At 37.2% G+C, this 17,876-nt stretch carries 18 protein-coding genes; 15 read left to right on the top strand and 3 right to left on the bottom strand.

The features are described 5' to 3' along the window. The 5 genes from BAQ44_RS28035 to BAQ44_RS28015 form a co-directional block, all read left to right on the top strand. The coding region (locus BAQ44_RS28035) for an RNA-guided endonuclease InsQ/TnpB family protein (protein ID WP_145925757.1) at window positions 1-519 on the top strand (519 nt) is incomplete at its 5' end. A 158-nt stretch (window positions 520-677) separates the two neighbouring features. Then, a complete protein-coding gene (locus BAQ44_RS28030) occupies window positions 678-2,678 on the top strand; it encodes a methyl-accepting chemotaxis protein (RefSeq protein ID WP_071724982.1) in 2,001 nt (666 codons plus the stop codon). Between the two features lie 78 nt (window positions 2,679-2,756). Continuing rightward, window positions 2,757-3,059 (top strand): MTH1187 family thiamine-binding protein, encoded by a 303-nt coding sequence (locus BAQ44_RS28025; RefSeq protein WP_001018860.1) that lies wholly within the window; start codon window positions 2,757-2,759, stop codon window positions 3,057-3,059. 48 nt (window positions 3,060-3,107) lie between these two features. After that, window positions 3,108-3,353 carry a YusU family protein gene (locus tag BAQ44_RS28020; protein ID WP_001290594.1) on the top strand — a complete coding sequence of 82 codons (246 nt, stop codon included), beginning with the start codon at window positions 3,108-3,110 and terminating at the stop codon, window positions 3,351-3,353. A gap of 311 nt (window positions 3,354-3,664) precedes the next feature. After that, window positions 3,665-4,582, top strand: a complete 918-nt coding sequence (locus tag BAQ44_RS28015) for a proline dehydrogenase family protein (RefSeq protein WP_000436767.1) — start codon at window positions 3,665-3,667, stop codon at window positions 4,580-4,582. Between the two features lie 22 nt (window positions 4,583-4,604). Here the strand turns inward: BAQ44_RS28015 and BAQ44_RS28010 are convergent, their stop codons facing one another. Then, window positions 4,605-5,444, bottom strand: coding sequence for a D-alanyl-D-alanine carboxypeptidase family protein (locus BAQ44_RS28010; RefSeq protein WP_071724980.1), 840 nt, complete (start codon window positions 5,442-5,444; stop codon window positions 4,605-4,607). Window positions 5,445-5,541: 97 nt separating this feature from the next. After that, window positions 5,542-5,688 carry a YuzL family protein gene (locus BAQ44_RS28005; protein ID WP_001096344.1) on the bottom strand — a complete coding sequence of 49 codons (147 nt, stop codon included), beginning with the start codon at window positions 5,686-5,688 and terminating at the stop codon, window positions 5,542-5,544. Window positions 5,689-5,925: 237 nt separating this feature from the next. Here BAQ44_RS28005 and BAQ44_RS28000 point away from each other — a divergent pair, with 237 nt between their 5' ends. The 10 genes from BAQ44_RS28000 to BAQ44_RS27950 all read left to right on the top strand — a co-directional run bounded on the left by BAQ44_RS28000 (window position 5,926) and on the right by BAQ44_RS27950 (window position 17,046). Further along, complete coding sequence (locus BAQ44_RS28000) at window positions 5,926-8,307, top strand: 3-hydroxyacyl-CoA dehydrogenase/enoyl-CoA hydratase family protein (protein WP_071724978.1); 2,382 nt, start codon at window positions 5,926-5,928, stop codon at window positions 8,305-8,307. Window positions 8,308-8,328: 21 nt separating this feature from the next. Further along, window positions 8,329-9,501: an acetyl-CoA C-acetyltransferase gene (locus tag BAQ44_RS27995; protein ID WP_063260496.1), complete on the top strand. Its 1,173-nt coding sequence runs from the start codon at window positions 8,329-8,331 to the stop codon at window positions 9,499-9,501. Window positions 9,502-9,843: 342 nt separating this feature from the next. Next, on the top strand, window positions 9,844-11,628 hold the full coding sequence (locus BAQ44_RS27990; RefSeq protein WP_000416298.1) for an acyl-CoA dehydrogenase FadE: 1,785 nt from the start codon (window positions 9,844-9,846) through the stop codon (window positions 11,626-11,628). Between the two features lie 139 nt (window positions 11,629-11,767). Further along, window positions 11,768-12,490, top strand: coding sequence for an MBL fold metallo-hydrolase (locus BAQ44_RS27985; protein WP_071724976.1), 723 nt, complete (start codon window positions 11,768-11,770; stop codon window positions 12,488-12,490). A 3-nt stretch (window positions 12,491-12,493) separates the two neighbouring features. Then, the gene (locus BAQ44_RS27980; RefSeq protein WP_071724974.1) at window positions 12,494-13,042 is read left to right on the top strand and encodes a TetR/AcrR family transcriptional regulator; all 549 of its coding nucleotides are present in this window, start codon (window positions 12,494-12,496) and stop codon (window positions 13,040-13,042) included. Between the two features lie 464 nt (window positions 13,043-13,506). Further along, window positions 13,507-14,220: a CPBP family intramembrane glutamic endopeptidase gene (locus tag BAQ44_RS27975; RefSeq protein ID WP_071724972.1), complete on the top strand. Its 714-nt coding sequence runs from the start codon at window positions 13,507-13,509 to the stop codon at window positions 14,218-14,220. 146 nt (window positions 14,221-14,366) lie between these two features. Further along, window positions 14,367-14,552: a hypothetical protein gene (locus tag BAQ44_RS27970; protein WP_001180553.1), complete on the top strand. Its 186-nt coding sequence runs from the start codon at window positions 14,367-14,369 to the stop codon at window positions 14,550-14,552. A 13-nt stretch (window positions 14,553-14,565) separates the two neighbouring features. After that, complete coding sequence (locus BAQ44_RS27965) at window positions 14,566-14,814, top strand: spore coat protein (protein WP_001002992.1); 249 nt, start codon at window positions 14,566-14,568, stop codon at window positions 14,812-14,814. 245 nt (window positions 14,815-15,059) lie between these two features. Further along, complete coding sequence (locus BAQ44_RS27955) at window positions 15,060-16,010, top strand: L-lactate dehydrogenase (protein WP_071724970.1); 951 nt, start codon at window positions 15,060-15,062, stop codon at window positions 16,008-16,010. A 22-nt stretch (window positions 16,011-16,032) separates the two neighbouring features. After that, window positions 16,033-17,046 (top strand): PTS sugar transporter subunit IIC, encoded by a 1,014-nt coding sequence (locus BAQ44_RS27950; RefSeq protein WP_000666174.1) that lies wholly within the window; start codon window positions 16,033-16,035, stop codon window positions 17,044-17,046. 55 nt (window positions 17,047-17,101) lie between these two features. Here the strand turns inward: BAQ44_RS27950 and BAQ44_RS27945 are convergent, their stop codons facing one another. Next, window positions 17,102-17,749 carry a phosphatase PAP2 family protein gene (locus BAQ44_RS27945; RefSeq protein WP_071724968.1) on the bottom strand — a complete coding sequence of 216 codons (648 nt, stop codon included), beginning with the start codon at window positions 17,747-17,749 and terminating at the stop codon, window positions 17,102-17,104. Window positions 17,750-17,876 lie beyond the last annotated feature (127 nt).

Raw genomic sequence — 17,876 nt, 5'->3', positions numbered from 1 at the left:
AAGGTTAAAAAACTTTTGAAAAGGAAAAAGTCAGCGCAAAGAGATATGTCTAGGAGATTTAAAAAAGGTGTAAAGATTCAATCTGCCGGATATGAAAAAGCGAAAGTTGAGCACCTGCGGTTATCTAGGAAAATTACGAATATCCGAAATAACCATATCCATCAAGCAACAGCGAAATTGGTGAAAACCAAACCAATGAGGATTGTTGTGGAAGACTTACCTATCTCAAACCTGTTAAAAAACAAAAAACTATCGAAAGCATTTTCATTTCAAAAATTAAACTTCTTCTTTCAATGTTTATCATACAAGTGCGAGAAGTACGGCATTGCGTATGTAAAAGCTGATAAATGGTTCGCTTCAAGCAAGATTTGCTCATGTTGCGGAGTAAAATACGACCATTCAGTTCAACCAGAAGGACAGTGGAGTTTAAAAATACGTGAGTGGTGTTGTGTTTCATGCAATAGCCATCACGATAGAGATTTGAATGCTTCGATAAATTTATCAAGATGGGTAAAATAAATGCTTGATAATAGGAGGTAACGATACTGCCTCGTGTGGAGTGTTATACCCCTCGTCCCTTCGGGGTTGCGAGAACACTTTGAAGCACTAACTTGTGTAAATTTGATTGAATTGTATAGATTTAGTTAAGTTTATTGTATCGGGATGCTTGGGGGAAGATGTTGAGAAGTTTACGTTTAAAAATTGCAGTAGTATTTTCGGTGCTTATTTCTATGATGTTTGTAATATTAGGTACAGCTATGTATCAATTACAGAAAGAGAAGGAAGTGCGCTCCTTAGACCAGTATTCTCAAAATACGATGGATCTTGTGACAGAGCAACTTACGACATTTGTTCAAAGAACGGATGAAGATATGGGATATTATGCGAACAGTGAGATGGTTCGTAATATACTTCAAGACGGAGTTACTCCAGAAGAAGAAGCGTTTTTGACGAAAGAGTTTTCGGAGTACAAAAAGAATCATCCTGGCATTTTAGACTTATATATTGGTACGAAAGATAAAAAAACATTAAGTGCCAATCTTGCTGAAGGTGGACAAGTGCCAGAAGGATATGATCCAACGACAAGACCATGGTATAAAGACTCAGAAGCTGATGTGAAAAAGGTTCACTGGGGACAACCTATGTATGAAATTGCAACAGGTAAGTTAAGCGTGGGAGTTTCTAAAGCAATTACAGCTCAAGATGGATCTGTATTAGGTGTTGTTGCGATGGATGTATCACTTGGAACAATTCAGAAGTTACTTCATAATATTCAATACAATAATGGCGGAGAAATGTTTATTATAAATGATAAAAGTATGGCTCTTGTTTACCCAGAGAAAATAGGGAAAGATGTTTCGAAAGAGCCACTTGTGAAGAGTTTAAATAAAGAGGTAACAAAATATGCTGTTACTACATTAAAAGGTGAAGATGTAGTTGTTTATAGCCAGTCATTTGATTTGATGAAATGGAAAATAGGAATTTTTTATCCGAAAGAAACGATTGATGGGCTATTAAATAGTACAAGAAATACAGTCCTTATAATGGCATGTATTAGCTTATTAGTTGGAATCGTAGCTTCATACTTGTTCTCAAGAAGGTTAGCAAGACCGTTGCAACTATTAACGAATCACGTTCAAAAAGTAGCAGAAGGTGATTTAACGTTGCAAATGAAAGTGACTAGTAAGGATGAAGTTGGAGAGCTGACGAATCACTTTAATCATATGGTTGAGCAAATGAATGAAATGGTAAGCAAAATTAAAAATAGTGTATCAACAGTGCAGCAATCAACGAATAATCTACATTATTTAACGACTGAAACTGTAGCTGCTAGTAGAGAAGTGTCAGGTGCAATGGATGATGTGAGCGGAGGAGCGTCTACTCTTGCTAATAGTGTAGATGAAGTTTCAGAGCAGCTCGAGAATATGGCGCAGTCAGTGGAACAAATGAATCAATCCGTTGGTGAAATAAAAGGAGTGGCTGGCAAAGCTGAAGAGGCATCTAAGCAAGGATTAAATACGATGCGTAATTTAGTTCGTACAAGGGGCCAGTCATCTTCGATTGTTGTTCATACAGAGGAAGCCTCCGGAAAGTTAGAGCAAAGAGTTGGATCGATTCAAAATGTTGTAGAGCTTATAAAAGGTATTTCGGATCAAACGAATTTACTTGCTTTAAACGCTTCAATTGAGGCGGCGCGTGCAGGTGAACAAGGTAAAGGGTTTGCTGTTGTTGCTGAAGAAGTTCGGAAATTAGCGGAACAATCAAAAGATGCAACAGTAGAAATTGCGACGATGATTGGTGATGTACAAGTAGAGGTAAGACGAGTTGTAGAAGTTGTAAGTAAGTTGAAAGACATTGCGGATATACAAAATAAAGTTACGACAGAGGCAGAAACGGAATTCCGTACAATTATGTCAGTTGTAAATACAATTAGTACTTCAGTGGAACAAATTGTAGAAGAGGTATATAACATTGGTCATGAGCAAGGAGAAATTACAACGGTAATGCATACAATTGCTGGTACGAGTCAAGAAAGCGCAGCTGTTTCGGAAGAGGTAAATGCTGCAACTGAATCTCAAGTGAATCATCTAGAAAAGGTAGCTCATACGATGGAAAGTTTGACGGAGCACATGAGAGACTTAGAAAGATTAGTTGAGCAATTTAAAATAGAGGAATAACAAATTAGTAAAATGATGAGTATTTCGGTAAAATAGACAATGGATATATAAGAAGCAAGTAATAGGAGGAAGACTACTATGGCAATTGTTGACGTATCGATTATTCCAGTAGGAACGGGTAATCCAAGTGTTAGTGAATATGTAGCAGAAGTACAAAAGGTGTTAGAGAAAAATGCAGATCGCGTGAAATATCAATTAACACCAATGAATACAATTATTGAAGGAGATCTTCCTGTCATTCTAGAAGTTATTCAACAAATGCATGAAGTTCCATATACGAAAGGTGCACAGCGCGTTGCGACAACAATTCGTATCGATGATCGTCGTGATAAAGTAAGCACAATGGAGAAGAAATTAAACTCTGTTCGATCAAAATTATAAGAAAAAGCAGCGACCTCCGCTGCTTTTTTCATATAGGAGGTAGATAAGATGAGTGAAAAGTTTAACGAACAATTTGATGGGTTGTTAGAGAAATACACGGAACTATTACTTGGAGAGAGCAATGAAGAGAGAAAAGAACAGGTGCAGAAGTGGGCACTGTATTCTTACATAGCTAAGACGATGCCGGCTTTAGTGAAGCATTGGAATGAGACTTACCCTGATGCGAAAGAAGAGATGGTGCAGTTAATTACAGATATTAAAAGGCTGAATGAAGAGAAGAGAAATGAGCAATAAAAAAACTTGAGATAAATATAATCTCAAGTTTTCTGTATTAATATCCTTATATAATTTACATGGAATATAAAGGGTTTTATAAGCATGTCGAATATTTTCGACATGCTTATTTTGTGCCTAGTAAATTCGTTTTTTCTAAATGTCGAAAAATATTTCCTACATATTTATAAGCGAAAATATAGGGTTTTAAATGTTTTTATAGTATTTTATAAATTATCTAAATAATTATTTGTATCCAATAATTTTAAACAGTGATATAATTTTGAAGAGGGGTAAAAAACAGATAAATCACAGTCATAGGGGTGAATTACATGGAACAATTAATGCGAAATTCGTTTCTTTTCTTGTCAAAAAATAAAGCGCTAACAAAACTGGCTAAAAAGTACGGTTTACGCTTTGGTGCAGGTCGCTTTGTCGCAGGGGAAACGATTGAATTAGCGACAGCTGCAATTAAAGCATTAAATAAGCAAGGTCTTTGTGTAACGATCGATTATTTAGGTGAATTCGTTGATAACGAAGCGGAAGCAAATGAAATGGCTAGCGAATCGATTGAAGCGATTCGTGCAATTGGAAGAGAAGGTCTTAATTCACAGCTTTCTTTAAAAATGACTTCTATGGGATTAGATATCTCTGATGAAATCGTAATGAACAATATGCGCCGTATTTTAGAAGCTGGAAAAGAAAATGGTGTGTTTATTACAATTGATATGGAAGACTATACGCGCTGTGGGAAAACAATTGAGATCTTTAAACAATTAAAATCTGAATACGATAATATTGGTACAGTTATTCAAGCCTACCTTTATCGTACAGAAAAAGATATGGAAGAATTAAATGCTTATAGTCCGAATTTACGTCTTGTAAAAGGAGCTTATAAAGAACCTGAAGAGGTAGCGTTCCCGGATAAGAAAGATGTAGATGATAACTATAAAAAAATTATTAAAATGCACTTATTAAATGGAAATTATACTGCAATTGCTTCACATGACGAAGCGATTATTGAATATACGAAAAAACTTGCCGAAGAACACAACATTCCAAGAGACCAATTTGAATTCCAGATGTTATATGGTATTCGTAATGAGCGTCAACTTGAGCTAGTAAAAGAAGGTTACAAGATGCGTGTTTACGTACCTTATGGAAACGACTGGTATGGCTACTTCATGCGTCGTCTAGCAGAGCGTCCAGCAAACGTTGCGTTCGTATTAAAAGGTATGGTTAAAAAATAACCAAGGAGAAAATACTCCTTGGTTATTTTAATTGCTGAAATGCGTAATGTGCCATTTTTTTTGTATCAGGATATAGTTGCGTGCGAGTAGAAGATAATACAACATTAATGACGCGTTTACCGTCTTTTTCATCCACTGTTACGACCGTATATTTTCCGAGTGCTGATAGACCGCTTTTACTTCCAATTGCATATGGATCGTCATATAGTTCTTCTCGTCCATAGTTTGCGATGTTTGGAGAGCGTTCTGAAGTATGTAGAGTTGTACGTGTTGAATTCATATATTCTAAAACAACTGGGTACTTTAATGCTTCTTTCGTAATCATAGCAATGTCATATGGTGATACTTTATTTCCGAGTGCATCAGCGCCACTTGCATTTTTGAAAGTCGCATGCTTTGTACCAAGTTCCTTCGCTCTAGCATTCATCATTTTTACAAATTCATTTTTTGATCCTGCGATATGTTCTGCGATGGATTCGGCTATTGGGTCTGCACTAATGATAAGCATCAGTTTTAATGCCTCATCACGCTTTAACTTTTCCCCAGCACGAAGTTTAATTTTCTTACTTTGACTTTCTGTTTTAATTGCGTTCTCTGTAATCGTAATTTCTTCATCTTCTTTTACATTCTCTAGTACAAGAAGGGTTGTCATCATTTTGGCTATACTAGCCGGATAAGAGCGTTCGTCTTCTCGTTTTCCATACAAAATTTCACCTGTGTCTGCATCGATTGTAATGGCGTATTGTCCAGTGATGCTGGGTTGATCGGCTCTTACAGCTTGTTGTCTTTGGGCGTAAGAGAAGAAAATCATCCCTGTAAATAGTGTAGCAATCATTACAATCATAACTATTGTTCGTTTCATCATCGTTCCCTCTTTTGTTTTCCATATGTACAAATAAATTGGGCAGAAAAAGCAGCCATTACCCATTATGCCACGTTTTCTGCCCAAAAATATACCGTTATTTTTCGCCCATATTATGCTTCTTGTATTGTTGGTTATTACCTTGACGGCCCTTTTCCACACCGTGATTATGCGGACCTGCATTTCCGGTTACACTTGCTGCACTAATTCCAGCTTTTGAAGGGTTCTTCTTAAGTTTTGCCATATATATTCCTCCAGTTTCGTCAGATTATAAAAAGGAAAAGTGTATTTGAGTGAAGAAAATACATACATATAGCATGGGCAAATAAAAGAAAAATATTTATTTCAGAAAATTTTATCAATAAATATATTGCGAAAATTCAAACTGTATCATATATTTATTAGTAGAGGCTCACTCATTGATTGCGACTTATGTCGAAAAATTGAATGAGCATTCATTCAAGAATAGGGGGAGAATTGGATGTTCCAAATTAAAAAGGCTGCTGTTCTAGGTTCAGGCGTAATGGGTTCAGGGATTGCGGCACACTTAGCTAATATTGGTATTCCGACATTATTGCTTGATATTGTACCACCTGCGCTAACAAAAGAAGAGGAAGCGAAGGGACTTACATTAGAACATAAAAGTGTGAGAAATCGTTTTAGTAATACGGCTGTACAAAAACTATTAAAGCAAAAACCAGCTCCTCTGACAGTGAAAGGAAATCTAGCACTGATTGAAGCAGGTAACTTAGAAGATGATCTTGAGCGTCTAGCTGATGTTGATTGGATTATTGAAGTAGTAGTTGAAAACTTAGATATTAAAAAGAAACTATTTGAAAAAGTAGATGCTGTTCGTAAACCGGGTTCTATTGTAAGCTCGAATACGTCAGGCATTTCAGTAGAAAAAATGGCAGAAGGTCGTTCAGACGACTTCCAGAAACACTTCTTAGGTACACACTTTTTTAACCCACCACGATATTTAAAACTTCTAGAGGTAATACCGACGAAAGAAACAGATCCACAAGTATTAAGCTTCATGAAATTATTTGGCGAAGACGTTCTTGGAAAAGGCGTTGTTATCGCAAAAGACACACCAAACTTTATTGGAAACCGCATCGGTACGTACGGTTTATTAGTAACTCTTCAAGAGATGATAAAACGCGGCTATAGCATTGGGGAAGTTGATTCTGTAACAGGCCCACTTATTGGTCGTCCGAAGAGCGCAACGTTCCGTACATTAGATGTTGTTGGTTTAGATACATTCGTACACGTTGCAAATAACGTATATGAAAACGTACAAGAAGAAGAGCGTGATGTATTTAAAGTACCAGCTTTCATGCATGACATGCTTGATAAAAAATGGCTTGGAAGCAAGACAGGTCAAGGCTTCTTCTTAAAACAAGGAAAAGAAATTTTAGAATTAAATCCTGAAACGATGGAATATGAAGCACGCAAAAAATTAAAAGCTGCATCTATCGAGTTAAGTAAACAAGAAAAAGGTTTATCGAATAAATTGAAAGCGCTTGTATACGCGAAAGACCGCGCAGGAGAGTTGTTATGGAACATCATTACACCGACTCTTTTATACTCTGCAAAACTTCATAAAGAAATTGCTGACGATATCGTTGCAATTGACCAAGCGATGAAGTGGGGCTTCGGCTGGGAGCAAGGACCATTTGAAGTTTGGGATGCAATCGGCGTTGAAAAGTCCGTTCAAAAGATGGAAGAAAACGGCGTAGTTGTTCCGACTTGGGTGAAAGAAATGGTAGAGAAAGGTTTCACTACTTTCTACAAACATGATAACGGAGATAGCTACTATTACGATAATGGCGAATATAAGCTAATCGAACGTAATAAAAAGGCAATTTCGCTTAAACAATTAAAAGCGAAAAATGGTGTATTAAAGAAAAATAGCGGAGCGAGCTTAATTGATTTAGGTGACGGCATCCTTTGCTTAGAATTCCATTCGAAGAGCAATGCAATTGGTATGGATATTACGCAAATGATTAACTACGCTGTTGATGAAGTAGAAAAGAATTATAAAGGTCTTGTTATCGGTAACCAATCGAAGAACTTCTGCGTTGGTGCGAACTTAGCAATGATCTTAATGGAAGCACAAGATGACAACTACTTTGAAATTGAGTGGGTTGTGAAAAACTTCCAAGATGCAATGACGAAAATTAAATACTCTTCTAAGCCAGTTGTAGCAGCTCCATATGGTATGACGCTTGGCGGAGGTACAGAAGTATGCTTACCAGCAGCGAGCATTCAAGCTTCTAGTGAAACATATATGGGCTTAGTAGAAGTTGGTGTTGGCTTAATCCCTGGCGGAGGCGGTAATAAAGAGCTATACATTAAACACTTAAACCAAATGCCAAACGGTGTAGAGTTTGATCTGCAAAAAGTTGCGAATAAAGTATTCGAATCTGTAGCGATGGCGAAAGTTTCTACATCAGCACAAGAAGCTGTATCGAATAACTTCTTAGGTGATAAAGACGGTATTAGTGTGAATGGTGATCACTTACTATATGATGCGAAACAAAAAGCACTTTCTTTATATGAAGCGGGTTATAAAGCACCGATTCGCAAAAAGATTCCAGTTGTTGGTGAAACAGGCTATGCAACGCTTGTACTTGGTGCAGAAGCAATGCATTTATCAGGTTACATTTCTGAACATGATCTTCACATTGCGAAGAAACTTGCATATGTCATTGCGGGCGGAAAAGTACCGTACGGAACAGAAGTTGATGAGCAGTATTTATTAGATGTAGAACGTGAGGCATTTATTAGCTTAGTAAGTGAGATGAAATCACAAGCAAGAATGCAGCACATGCTTGTAAAAGGAAAGCCATTACGTAACTAATAACGAGGGGAGATATCGTTCATGAGAGAAGCTGTCATTGTTGCGGGAGCAAGAACACCAATTGGAAAAGCAAAGAGGGGTTCATTAAAAACAGTTCGTCCTGACGATCTAGGGGCGTTAGTAGTAAAAGAAACGTTAAAGCGTGCGAATTATGAAGGACCAATCGATGATTTAATTTTCGGTTGTGCAATGCCAGAAGCAGAGCAAGGTTTAAATATGGCTCGTAATATCGGCGGATTAGCGGGACTTTCTTACGATGTTCCAGCTATTACGATTAACCGTTACTGTTCTTCAGGTTTACAAAGTATCGCTTACGGAGCAGAGCGCATTATGCTTGGTCATTCGGAAGCGGTATTATCAGGCGGAGCGGAATCAATGAGTTTAGTTCCGATGATGGGACACGTTGTTCGTCCGAATAGTCGCCTTGTAGAAGCGGCTCCAGAATATTATATGGGCATGGGACATACAGCAGAGCAAGTTGCTGTGAAATATGGAATTTCTCGTGAAGAGCAAGATGCATTTGCAGTAAGAAGTCATCAACGTGCTGCGCAAGCATTAGCTGCAGGTAACTTCGCTGATGAAACAGTATCTGTAGATGTAACGTTACGTACTGTTGGATCAAACAATAAACTGCAAGAAGAAACAATCATTTTCGCACAAGACGAAGGTGTAAGAGCAGAAACGACGCTAGACATTTTAGGTAAATTACGTCCAGCATTTAATGTTCGCGGTTCTGTAACAGCTGGTAACTCTTCACAAATGAGTGACGGTGCAGCATCTGTACTATTAATGGATCGTGAAAAAGCAGTGAGTGATGGTATGAAACCACTTGCGAAATTCCGTTCATTCGCAGTAGCTGGCGTACCACCAGAAGTAATGGGAATCGGTCCAATCGCTGCAATTCCAAAGGCGTTAAAATTAGCTGGCTTAGAGCTATCTGATATCGGCCTATTCGAACTAAATGAAGCATTCGCTTCTCAATCGATCCAAGTTATTCGTGAACTTGGTTTAGATGAAGAAAAAGTAAACGTAAACGGCGGTGCAATCGCACTTGGACATCCACTTGGCTGTACAGGAGCAAAACTAACACTATCTCTTATTCACGAAATGAAACGCCGCAACCAACAATTCGGTATCGTAACAATGTGTATCGGCGGCGGAATGGGAGCAGCAGGAGTGTTTGAATTACTATAAAAAAAGTGGAAGCGGCTCGCTCGGAATGTGAGGGGGATGGAGCTTCAGACGTAGAGGCGCTCTTTGCCTCGCAGGAAGAAGCGAAGCCACCGAACATTCTAGCCGCTGGAACTGGATTGAAAAAAAGTGGAAGTGGCTTGCTCAGAACAGGAGGGCGTTGGAAGCCCTGACGAAGAGGCGCTTTTTGCCTCACAGGAAGGGGTGAAACGACCGACTGTTTTAGCCACTGGAACTGGATTATGAAGAATGGAAGCAATAAAGGTTTATAAAAAATAAAAGGGAGAGCTAGCTTCTTTCAAAATGAGAGAAGCGGCTCATGAAAATATGAAGGAGGAAATTTTCATGGAAAAAACAGTAGGAAGTGCGGTTAAAGGCGGTAGCTTTTTAGTTGATGAGATTACGATTGATCAAGTGTTTACGCCAGAAGATTTTTCATCTGAGCATAAAATGATTGCGAAAACGACAGAGGACTTTATCGTAAATGAAGTTCTTCCAGAGCTTGAATATTTAGAGCAACACGAGTTTGATCGTTCTGTTCGTCTTTTAAAAGAAGCCGGGGAACTTGGTTTATTAGGCGCTGACGTACCAGAAGAGTACGGCGGAATTGGCCTTGATAAAGTAAGCTCAGCGTTAATCGCAGAGAAATTCTCTCGCGCTGGTGGTTTTGCAATTACTCACGGTGCTCACGTAGGTATCGGATCTTTACCAATCGTATTATTCGGTAACGAAGAGCAAAAGAAAAAGTATTTACCATTACTTGCAACTGGTGAAAAATTAGCTGCATACGCATTAACTGAGCCAGGTTCAGGATCTGATGCATTAGGTGCAAAAACAACTGCACGTTTAAATGCAGAAGGTACACATTACGTATTAAATGGTGAAAAACAGTGGATTACAAACTCTGCATTCGCTGACGTATTTATTGTATACGCAAAAATTGATGGAGAGCACTTCTCAGCATTTATCGTAGAGAAAGAATATGCTGGTGTATCTACAAGCCCAGAAGAAAAGAAAATGGGTATTAAATGTTCATCAACTCGTACGTTAATTTTAGAAGATGCATTAGTACCGAAAGAAAACTTACTTGGTGAAATCGGTAAAGGTCATATTATCGCGTTCAACATTTTAAATATCGGTCGTTATAAATTAGGTGTTGGTACAGTTGGATCTGCGAAACGTGCAGTAGAAATTTCAGCACAATATGCAAACCAACGTCAACAGTTCAAACAACCAATCGCTCGCTTCCCATTAATTCAAGAGAAACTTGCGAATATGGCAGCGAAAACATATGCAGCTGAAAGCTCTGTATACCGTACAGTAGGTTTATTTGAAAGCCGCATGAGCACATTATCTGAAGAAGAAGTAAAAGACGGTAAAGCAGTAGCAGCTTCTATCGCTGAATATGCAATCGAGTGCTCTTTAAATAAAGTATTCGGTTCTGAAGTATTAGATTATACAGTAGATGAAGGTGTTCAAATTCACGGTGGTTACGGATTTATGGCAGAGTACGAGATTGAAAGAATGTACCGCGATTCTCGTATTAACCGTATTTTTGAAGGAACGAACGAAATTAACCGCCTAATCGTACCAGGTACGTTCTTACGTAAAGCGATGAAAGGTGAATTACCACTTCTTCAAAAAGCACAAAAATTACAAGAAGAGTTAATGATGATGATGCCAGAAGAAGTAGGCGATGAGCCATTAGCACTTCAAAAATATTTAGTAACTAACGCGAAGAAAATCGGCTTAATGGTAGCTGGATTAGCTGCTCAAAAATACGGTAAAGCATTAGATAAAGAGCAAGAAATTCTTGTGAATATCGCTGACATCGTAAGCAACCTATACGCGATGGAGTCAGCTGTTCTTCGTACAGAAAAAGCAATTAAAACAACTGGTCTTGAAAAGAATAAACAAAAAGTGTTATACACTGAAGTATTCTGCCAAGAAGCATTCAATGAAATCGAAGCAGATGCGAAAGAAACACTTATCGCAGTTGAAAACGGCGACATGCTACGCATGATGTTATCATCATTACGTAAATTAACTCGCCACACACCACTTAACGTAATTCCGAAAAAACGTGAAATCGCTGCGAAAATTTTAGAAGATGAGCGTTACACAGTTTAATAGTTGTAAAGAAAAGTAGTCGTATAAACGGCTACTTTTCTTTTTTTTTGTAAAAATGAAATTTTTAGTGACATAAAACTAATACCATTAGTATAATGAAACTAATGGTATTAGTTTTCGTGAAAAGGGAGATGGAAATATGAGAATGATACATGAAAAAACGGTATATCAATTGTCATTTTTACCAAGAGTGTTTCCTGTGAATTGTTACTTTGTGGAGGAAGAAGATGGTTTAACTTTAATTGATGCGGCTTTGCCATATAGCGCAAAAGGTATTTTACAGGCGGCTGAGAACATAGGGAAACCCATTACTAAGATTGTATTAACGCATGCGCATGATGATCACATCGGTGCATTAGACGCATTAAAGGAAGTACTTCCTAATGTTCCAGTCTATATTTCTAAGCGGGACGCAAAGCTGTTAGAAGGAGATACGACGTTACAAAAGGATGAACCGAATATACCGATAAAAGGTGGTGTACCTAAAAAAGTAAAAACGGTCCCTGATGTGTTATTGGAAGATGGCGACCGAGTTGGATCGCTTCTTGCGATTATGACACCGGGACATACGCCAGGCTCCATGTCGTTTCTTGATGTACGGAATAAAGTTCTTATTGTCGGGGATGCATTCCAAACAAGAGGAGGTATGGCTGTTTCGGGACAAATGAAATTTTGGTTTCCGTTTCCTGCGATGGCAACGTGGAGCAAAGAAATATCATTACAAAGTGCAGAGAAGTTAAGCGAATATGAGCCTTCCTTGCTTGCGGCAGGACATGGAAAAATGATAAAGGACCCAGGCACTGCAATAAAAATTGCTATTAAGGAAGCTAAGCGGAATATAGAAAGTAGAAAAGAGGGTTAATTGATGTCACCGAGAATCGGACTTACATTACAGAAAATTGTAGAAACAGCGGTAGAAATTGCGGATGAAAATGGAATACAAGAAGTAACGTTAGCATCATTAGCGCAAACATTAGGGGTACGTTCACCCTCGCTATACAATCATGTGAAAGGTTTACAAGATGTACGGAAAAATCTTGGTATGTACGGAATCAAACAGCTGCATAACAGACTGGAAGAAGCGGCTGAGGGTAAACGTATGGACGAAGCAATTCATGCTTTAGGAGAAGCATATGTAGCATTCGTACGCAAACATCCTGGGCTGTATGAAGCAACCTTTTTAAGAGATGAAGAAGTAAGAAAAGCAGGTGACGGAATTGTAAATCTTTGTCTTCATGTTTTACAACAGTACGGCTTAGAAGGAGAGAATGCACTTCATGCGACACGTGGATTCAGAAGTATTTGTCATGGATTTGCGTCGATTGAACAGCAAGGTCGATTTGGTCTGCCATTAGATTTAGATACAAGTTTACATGTATTATTGGAAACGTTTATTAAAGGATTACGTGAATAAGAAGCAAGGCAAACAAAAACCTTAGAAGTGATTCTAAGGTTTTTTAGTACATATGATTTTAAAAGAACGGTAGGCTTTTTCTCGTTAAAGGATATCATTTTGCAGGTTTGAAAAATGTATATATCGCTAAGAAAAAGCAAACGAAACTGAATGCGATGGGATCTTGATATGGACTAGGCTCAGAACCCTTCTGGATTTCTGTAAGGAAGTCATGTGTTTTCATGTTCATTGCTCCTTTAACTAATCAGTTTTATATGATACGAGGGCTATGGTGGATAGAAGGTCTTTTTTGAAATTTCATACAATAATTATTGTATAGCAATTTGATTCCTAAAACTATAGAATGCAAAGCTTTCATAATATGTAAAATTGCATATTATTCTTTTTGGAAATTTTGTTATATTATCTTTATATTTCAATTAAAGGATTTTATTAAGGTAAATGAGAATAACTGGAGGGATACTGTGAGTAAAACAGTGTTAGAAGCGTATAGTGTGGAAAGAGAAATAGAGAATATAACATATAAAAACCTATTTGTAATGATAGCAATGATTATAGGGATTTCACTCCTAGGAGGATTATTCCTTGGTTTAGCCTTTGAGATTTATGGAGAAGAAGTATTAAGTACTAATTTAGAAGGATATTATTTACTCTTATTTGATGCAGCTGTTGTTGCTATTATTTTATTAGCTTATAAACCAGTTCTTCATTTTATTAAATCTATTTGGGATGTATCCGTTTTGAAGAATGGGAAGACATATTTATATCTATTAATTGGTTTTATTATCATTGCGTTATCACAATATTTAATGTTACATGTGTTTAGTTTCGAAAGTGCAGCAGAACAGAAGGAACAATTAGGAAGCTTAAGGATTCAAAATAGCATACAAAGTATTATATATGTATTAAGTGTTGCTATAATTACACCGGTTAAAGAAGAAATTCTATTTCGAGGTATTTTATATCGATTTCTAGAAAGGAAATATAATTTTTTAGTTGGTATTATTATTTCTTCCTTCATTTTTGGGATTCTTCATGGAGGTCTTCTAATTACAGCAACGATTATGGGGATTGTATTGGCTATGTTATACAAAAAGACGCAATCTGTTATACCTAGTATTATTTTACACATTGTATGGAACTTACTTGTGAGTATAAGTATGATTGTATCTCTATAAAAATGAATACATAACCAGTATAAAAGATGAATGGCTTAGCTATTCATCTTTTATTTTGTATGCACGTAAAAAAGTTAATTCATGCATACAATCAAAAAATAGCTAAATACTAACAGTGAACGAACAAAGAAAGGTAGGAGTATTCTATGCAAAACTTAACAGAGCTTGAAGTAGAAAACTTACGTCATTTAATCGGTGGACACGCAACAATTATTAACAAGTTGGAGCAGTATGCACAGACGTGTACAGATCCAGAGTTGAAACAAATGCTACAAAAGGATGCGCAAGATGCAAGAAATACGAAACAGCAATTAATGACTTTCCTAGGATAGGAGGAAGCGACAGATGAATGAAAAAGATATGGTAAATGATTATTTAGCAGGGTTAAATGCAAGTTTAACAAGTTATGCAAATTATATTTCTCAGTCTGATAACGAACAGTTACATCAAACGTTAATTCAAATTCGTAATCAAGATGAGATGCGTCAACGTAATATGTATGAGTACGCAAAGCAAAAAAGTTATTATAAACCAGCTGCACCTGCGAATCCAATGATTGTCCAGCAATTAAAAAGCCAATTAAGTGCGGAATAATGGGATGAAAAAACGAGCGAATGAAGTCGCTCGTTTTTTTGTTTTGGGTATGTCAATAAATACATGATAAATATTTTTCCAGTTGTAACAAATATGACGAAAATGGAATATGACAATTCACAAAAAGGACAAAAGTTTGCTCAATATTTCACAAAGTATCCATGGTTTATATCGTGGGAATCTCTATAATTAGGAGTGTAAAGAACAAAAGAAATAGATTATATGATCAATTAGGAGAGATTGCTATGAAACGAAATACAAGAAAAATTGCAATTATCGGTACTGGATTAGTTGGATCAAGTTGTGCATATTCCATTGTGAATCAAGGCATTTGCGAAGAGCTATTATTAATTGATATAAATCATGAACGTGCAGTTGGGGAAGCAATGGATTTATCACACTGCATTAACTTTACAAATACAAGAACAAAAGTATATGCAGGAAGCTATGAAGACTGCAAAGATATGGACATCGTTATTATTACAGCAGGACCAGCACCAAAGCCTGGGCAAAGTCGCTTAGATACTTTAGGAGCGAGTGCGAAGATTATGGAAAGTGTTGTTGGCGGCGTAATGGAAAGTGGATTTGATGGTATTTTCTTACTTGCATCGAACCCAGTTGATATTATTACATATCAAGTGTGGAAATTATCTGGATTACCTAGAAATCGTGTAATCGGTACTGGTACATCACTAGATTCTTCTCGCTTACGAACAATTTTATCTGAAATGTTACATGTAGATCCTCGTAGCATTCATGGGTATTCATTAGGAGAACACGGTGATTCTCAAATGGTTGCTTGGTCTCACGTAACTGTTGGTGGAAAGCCAATTCTACAAATTTTAGAAGAGAAAAAAGACAAATTTGGTGAAATAGATTTAGATGAAATTGTTGAGAAGACTGCAAAAGCTGGATGGGAAATTTACAAACGAAAAGGCACTACTTATTACGGCATCGGAAACTCTCTAGCATATATTGCGAGTTCGATCTTTAACGATGATCACCGTGTCATTGCTGTATCAGCCATTTTAGATGGGGAGTACGGTGAATACGATATTTGTACAGGAGTACCAGCTATTATTACTAGAGACGGTATAAAAGAAATTGTAGAACTAAACTTAACAGAGGATGAAGAATCTCGATTCGCAAAATCAAACGATATTTTACGTGATTATATGAAAACAATTGGTTACTAACTTATAGGAGAAGGTGAAACAAATGAAGGAATATATAATGTCTCGTGTATTTAAAGCATCAGCTGGAATCGCACAAGGTATTTTCGTATCCCTTGGAATTGGTTTACTAATCGAAAATATAGGAAGAATTGTTGATATTCCATTGCTTATTACAATCGGAGTTGTTGCAAAATCACTTATGGCACCAGCCATTGGTGCCGGAATTGCTTTTATGCTCGGTGCAAACGGTCTTGTAATCTTCTCGGCTATGGTAGCTGGAGCGATTGGTGCCGGATCCATTTCAATTACTGAAGCAGGTCTAATCATTAAAACAGGTGAGCCAATCGGTGCATTATTAACAGCAACTTTAGCTGTATATATTGGTAAACGTTTAAGCGGTAAAACTGCATTAGATATGATGCTCGTTCCATTTGCGGCCATATTAGGTTCTGGTTTAGTCGGTATTTGGTTATCTCATAATATTACTCCTGTTTTAAATACAATTGGAGCATTTATTAAAGATAGCTCAGCTGGTAGCCCGTTCATTGCTTCTATCGTGATTGCAGTCGTTTGGGGACTATTACTTATCTCTCCAGCTTCATCAGCTGCGTTAGCGATCGCACTTAGCTTAGACGGTGTTGCAGGTGGTGCTGCTCTTGCAGGCTGCGTTGCTCAGTTTATCGGATTCTCTGTTATCTCAGCGAAAGAAAACAATTTAGGTGGCATATTAGCTCAGGCGCTTTGTACTCCGAAAGTACAGTTGCCAAATATCACTAAAAATCCAATGATTCTCGTCCCAACTGTCGTCGCCAGTGCTATAGTTGGTCCTGTATCCGCATTGATTTTCCAACTGGAAGCAGGAAAAGAAATTGCAGGTCTTGGATTAAGCTCTCTTATCGCACCGATTAATTTAATTTCCAGCGAAGGATGGGAAGTTGTTCCCGCGATGGTAATTACTTATATCATCATTCCAGTAGCTGTTTCTTATATACTTTACATTGCTCTTAAAAAGGCAGGTCGTATTCACTCTGGTGATATGACTGTACCGCAATCTTAAATTGAAAATCTCCTTTTATATAGAGAAAAGCAGACTGAAAGCCACAGTCTGCTTTTTACATTTTTTGATTTTGTTTTACTGGAACACGTACTGTTTCTTTTGCTAATAATAACTGAACGCCGAAGTAAAGTATGCTTGCAAGCGTCATGCCAGAGATGGCGTCTACAAACGCGTGTTGCTTCGTAAATAGTGTTGATAAAATAATAAGCGTACCGAAGAACATAAGGATATAATATTCAAAAGCATGTTGTTCTCTACGTCTAAAGGCAGCTAGCATAATGATGAAGGTAGTAAGTACGTGAATGCTAGGGAAACAGTTTACCGGTTGATCGATACTATAAATATAGCGGACTAGTTCGGAAAATACGTCTGATCCAACGACTGTTGGACGTGGTACAGTTGTCTGCCAAAAATAATAAATAGAAAAACAAGCAAGTTTTCCAAGAATGATACTACTTAAAGTGACATAATATTGTTTTCGATCTGCAAAGCAGTAATAAATAAGTGCGCCGTATAAGTAAGGGAACCAAAGTAAATAAGGAATAATAAATGCTTTCACAAATGGAATCCAATCATCTACTACAGTTGTGACATCTACTGCGTGAACAGTAGATTTATTTAATACATCGTAAAGGGGACTTACGAGTACGAGTAGAAGTATATAACTTAACGGAAGAAAAGATGAAAGTTTAAATTTCTTCATGATAATCTCCTATGTTTAGTAATGTAAGTAAATTCAATTGATTATAATATAGAAACGTAATTTGAGCTATCGATTTTACTTACATTTTCTTGAATGAACCTTACGTTTTTGTCACTTGACTGAAAAG

It is taken from the genome of Bacillus mobilis, from assembly GCF_001884045.1.
Taxonomy (GTDB): Bacteria; Bacillota; Bacilli; order Bacillales; family Bacillaceae_G; genus Bacillus_A; species Bacillus_A mobilis.
Note: the sequence above shows the minus strand (reverse complement) of the source record. Positions and strands in the feature narration are given on the sequence as shown.